The 4,110-nt window shown below is 71.3% G+C and carries 5 protein-coding genes; 1 reads left to right on the top strand and 4 read right to left on the bottom strand.

The features are described from left to right. Positions 1–37: 37 nt before the first annotated feature. The gene (locus ND748_RS26955) at positions 38–574 is read right to left on the bottom strand and encodes a shikimate kinase (RefSeq protein ID WP_251749022.1); all 537 of its coding nucleotides are present in this window, start codon (positions 572–574) and stop codon (positions 38–40) included. Positions 575–915: 341 nt separating this feature from the next. Between ND748_RS26955 and ND748_RS26950 the strand changes: the two genes are divergently transcribed. Beyond that, on the top strand, positions 916–1,287 hold the full coding sequence (locus ND748_RS26950; protein ID WP_251749021.1) for a hypothetical protein: 372 nt from the start codon (positions 916–918) through the stop codon (positions 1,285–1,287). A 94-nt stretch (positions 1,288–1,381) separates the two neighbouring features. Here the strand turns inward: ND748_RS26950 and ND748_RS26945 are convergent, their stop codons facing one another. The 3 genes from ND748_RS26945 to ND748_RS26935 form a co-directional block, all read right to left on the bottom strand. Then, complete coding sequence (locus ND748_RS26945; RefSeq protein WP_251749023.1) at positions 1,382–1,531, bottom strand: hypothetical protein; 150 nt, start codon at positions 1,529–1,531, stop codon at positions 1,382–1,384. A 281-nt stretch (positions 1,532–1,812) separates the two neighbouring features. After that, entirely contained in the window at positions 1,813–3,018 is a 1,206-nt protein-coding gene (locus ND748_RS26940; protein ID WP_251749020.1) for a CaiB/BaiF CoA-transferase family protein, read from the bottom strand. A 367-nt stretch (positions 3,019–3,385) separates the two neighbouring features. Then, the gene (locus tag ND748_RS26935) at positions 3,386–4,054 is read right to left on the bottom strand and encodes a histone deacetylase (RefSeq protein WP_251749019.1); all 669 of its coding nucleotides are present in this window, start codon (positions 4,052–4,054) and stop codon (positions 3,386–3,388) included. Positions 4,055–4,110: the final 56 nt, after the last annotated feature.

The raw sequence follows: 4,110 nt of genomic DNA, 5'->3' as shown, positions 1-4,110 counted from the left end.
AGACCACGCACCCGCGCCGCGTCCACCCCGGCGGCGATCAGCCGGCGCCGAGCAGGCGGGTGAGCTCGGCGGCGATCTCGCGCGGGTCGCGGCCGTCGGTGTCCACGACGTGCGCGACGCGGCGGAAGGCCTCGTCGCGCGTGGCGAACATCTCACTCAGGGTGCTCAGCAGATCGCCGCCGACCCAGGGCCGGCCCTGGCCATGGCCGACCCGCCGGGCCAGGGTCGCCGGGGTCGCCCGCAGGTAGACCACGCGGCCGGCGGCAGCGATGCGGCCGAGATCGTCGGGGTTGTCGGCGACGCTGGCCGCGATCCCGGCGACATACGGCGCCGGGGCGTCGAGCAGGGCGTGAAGCTGCCGCGACTCCTGGTCGTGCAGGGCTGCGCGGCCCAGGTCGGCCAGGGCAGGCGCGTCGAGTCCGGTCCGCTGCGCAAGCAGGGCGTCGTTGTCCAGGTAGGGCCGGTCGAGCAGGTCCGCGAGTGCCCGGCCCACCGTCGACTTGCCCGAGCCCATCAGCCCGACGAGGAAGATCCGCTTGGCGACACCGGTGGCGCCGCGTTCGGCAGCCGGCACAGATCGGGATGCTGACGACATACGACCCGTGTACCCGCGGCCTGGAACAGCTGAACACGCCATGAGGGCATCAACCGAGCGCAGTGGCCGGGGCCGGGCGCTCCGGACGAGACGCGCCAGGAGAACTGTAAACGGGCGACGGCCGGTCCTCGTTGTGCGTCTTTGCGCCTTGAATTCCGGCGCAGACACCCGTCCGGGACGGTTCCGTTTGTGGTGCCAGATGCCCGGAGCTGGGTGCAGACATTCTAATTCCACGTCGGTTTGGCGCTGCCCGAACAGGCTGAGGTAGCGTCCCCTCCGCACCTCCAGCGCGTTCGGAAAATGACCGGAAGGATCAAAGAATGAGCCAGCAGGACCAGCAGCAGCAGCGCCAGCAGGTGGAGCAGCAGCTGCGCCAGAACTGGCGGCAGATCCGCTACCGCATCCTTGACCAGTTCGGCCAGGTCAGCACGGCGGACCTCGACGCCGCCACTGACATCGAGGACCTCGTCGCGCGCATCGCGGACAAGACGCACCACAGCGAGCGTTACGTCGAGAACCGCCTGCGTGAGCTGGCGGGCGTCGGTGGCGGCCAGGGCGGCATCGGCGGCGGCGGCGGCGGCGAGCGTTTCGGCGGCGGCCAGCAGGGCAACCAGGGCAACCAGGGCAACCTCGGAAACCTGGGCAACCAGAACCAGGGCAACCAGGGTCAGCCGTTCGGCGCCCAGCAGTAGCCTCTTAGGCTCAAGCCGGCCATTCCCGGCGCGCCGCCGGGTGGCCGGTGCATCGCCCAGTTCTTAGTTTTTATTCGCTACTCGGCGCGCGTTCTCAGCGCGCGCCGAGTAGCGATCTGAGCTCCAACAGGTCGTCGATCAGCTTCACCGTGTCCACGCTTCGGGGAAGCCTGCGCAGTTCTGCCAGCATCGCGTCGGTCTGCTCCATGCTGGGAATATCGTCGATGGACGCGACCATGGTCACGATCTCGGTTTCGGGAACACCGCCTGTCTGCATACCTCAGAGTTGCACACCAGGATTCATCCAAAATTAACTCAGACTTCCTCCGCGTTAATTCGGCCACCGACTCGGGCACGGAGGGTGAGCATCCGCCCATGATGTCACCGGCCGCGTGCGGCCGCTGACCCCGTCGGCCGCGCAGGCCGGTGCCGGCGGGCAGCACCATCCCGGCTCTCGCCGGGCAGCGCCATCCCGGCGGGCAGCAGGCAGACCCGGCGCGGATCCGGCCTCGGGCCGCAGGGACTTCAGCCGAAGGCGCCCTGGGCGCGGTAGTCGTCGACGGTGGCGGCGTCGAGGCCGAGACCGCGCAGCACCTCGGCGTTGTGGGCGCCAAGGTCGGGGGCGCGGGTGCTGGCGCGGGCGGGTTCGCCGTCGAACTGGTAGGGCGGGGCGACCACCCGGAACGGAGTGCCGTCCTCGGCCGTCAGCTCGCAGAGGTATCCGTTCTCCCGGACCTGCACGTGATCGTGAACCTCGGCGGGGGTCAGGGCGGGCGCCCACACCCCGGAGAACCCGGCCAGGGTCACGCGCCACTCGTCGAGGGTGCGCTCGGCGAAGATGCCGTCGAGCACCTCGACGCAGGCACGGTTGTGGGTGTAGCGGGCGGCGGCGTCGAGGAACCGCGGGTCGGCGACGAGCTCGGGACGGTCGAGGACCAGGCACAGCTCGTCCCAGAACCGGTCGGCCTGCAGGCAGACCAGGTTGATCCAGCGCCCGTCCTTCGTCCGGTAGTAGTTGGCGATCGGGTTTCCCGGGGCGCGGCGGTCGGCCCGCGGCACCTCGCCGCTGAACGGCGCGGCGGCGATGTCCGCGCCCAGCGCCCACATGCCGGTGTTGAGCAGGGAAACGTCGACGACGGCGGTCTCCCCCGTCCGCTCCCGGCGGTAGAGGGCCATGGCGACCGCGCCGGCGATCGTGTTGCTGCCCTGCAGGTCGTAGAAGGCGGCCGGCTGGGCGACCGGATCGTCGTCGGCGGCGCCGGTGAGCTTGTGCAGGGTCCCCGAGCTGCACCAGGCCGCCGCCGAGTCGTAGCCGCCCGTGTTGACCATCGGGCCACGGCTGCCCCAGCCGCTGCCGCGCACGTAGACCAGCCGGGGGTTCACCGCCCGCAGGTCGTCGACGTCGATGCCGAGGCGGGTCCGCAACGCCGGTAGGTAGCTGGTGAGGAACACGTCGGCGTCGGCGACCAGGCGTAACAGCAGTTCGCGACCGGCCGAGGTGGTGAGGTCTAGGGTGACGCTGCGCTTGCCGTGGTTGGGGATCTCCAGGAACGGGTTCGGCCCGCTGTCGTCCTGGTTGAGCAGGTTGCGCAGCAGGCGCTGCGGGTCGCCGGTGGGCGGCTCGACCTTGACGACGTCGGCGCCGAGATCGGCGAGGATCGCGCCCGCGGCGGGCACGAAGGTCCAGCCAGCGATCTCGACGACGCTCACGCCCTCGAACGGTCTGCTCATTGTCCGCTCCTCCTCGCCGCGCATCCGCTCCCCAAGTTCCAGTCAGTGAACTTAGTAGGAACAGTTAACGGTGTCAGCCAGATCACTTTTCTGACGGGAGGCAACCACGCGGCGGCGGTCAATCGTCGACGGTGCAATGCGGCAATCAAGATCAAGTTTGGGGCCGGAGATCTCGTCAACGGTGTTGATTATCTTGCTGAATGACCGGGCCGCGGGTGTCGACCTCACTGGCCGGCTCGCCACGCGCACCCCGGACGGGACTCTGCAGAACAGCCCGGTCGCCCCTACCGCCGGCAAAACTCCCCGCTCCCGGCAAGGCCCGCTCCCGGCAAGGCCCTGGTCCCGGCCAGCCTGTTCGGCCGGCGAGCTACTCGACGAGCCGTTCGATGTCCGCGGCCTGCCACGCCCCGGCGGCTCCGGGCCGGGCCGCCAGATACGCGGCGATCCGGGCCGGCGACCAGCCGTGCGCCTCGCGCAGGCCGGCGGCGAGCATGGCCAGGTAGCCGGCCGACGGCACGGTGGGGCGCACGTCGGCCAGCGACCACGGCGCGGTGAACGTCAGAACGGGAACGCCGCCGCGGTGGCCGACGAGCACCAGCGTCTCGTAGCGGCCCGGCCCCACCCGGGTCCGACCGGTGCGCAGCACGGCGGCCAGGTCGAGGTCGAGGTCGACGTCGGGGGCGCGGTGCATCTCCTGGGCGGCGACGTCGGCGAACTGCCCGGCGGTGAGCAGGTAGGCCCGGCCCGCGGCCTGCCCGGGGGCCGCCGGGTCGTAGAAGGCGATGCCACCCGTCCAGATCCGCGACTCCAACGCGAAGTACATGGCACCGGGCAGCATGACCGGGACCGCCAGGCGCGGCGGGCGGGGATCGCGGCAGCCGGGATGGCGGTGGTCGCTGCCCGGCGGGCAGCCGCCGGCGAGGTAGTACGTCAGCCGGGCCATGCGCATGTTGGAGCCGTAGCTTGCGTACCAGACCAGTTCGGTTCCGGCCGACCGGGCCGGGTCCGCCTGCCCGGCGGGCGCCGGTCCGCTCACCGGGCCGTCCCGCGCCCCGCCGGGGCACCGGCGGCGGCGCCGTCAGCGGCCCACCT

This window comes from Frankia sp. AiPs1 (genome assembly GCF_023716945.1).
Classification (GTDB): domain Bacteria; phylum Actinomycetota; class Actinomycetes; order Frankiales; family Frankiaceae; genus Frankia.
The sequence above is the reverse complement of the archived record's forward strand: the minus strand, read 5'-3'. Positions and strand labels throughout refer to the sequence as shown.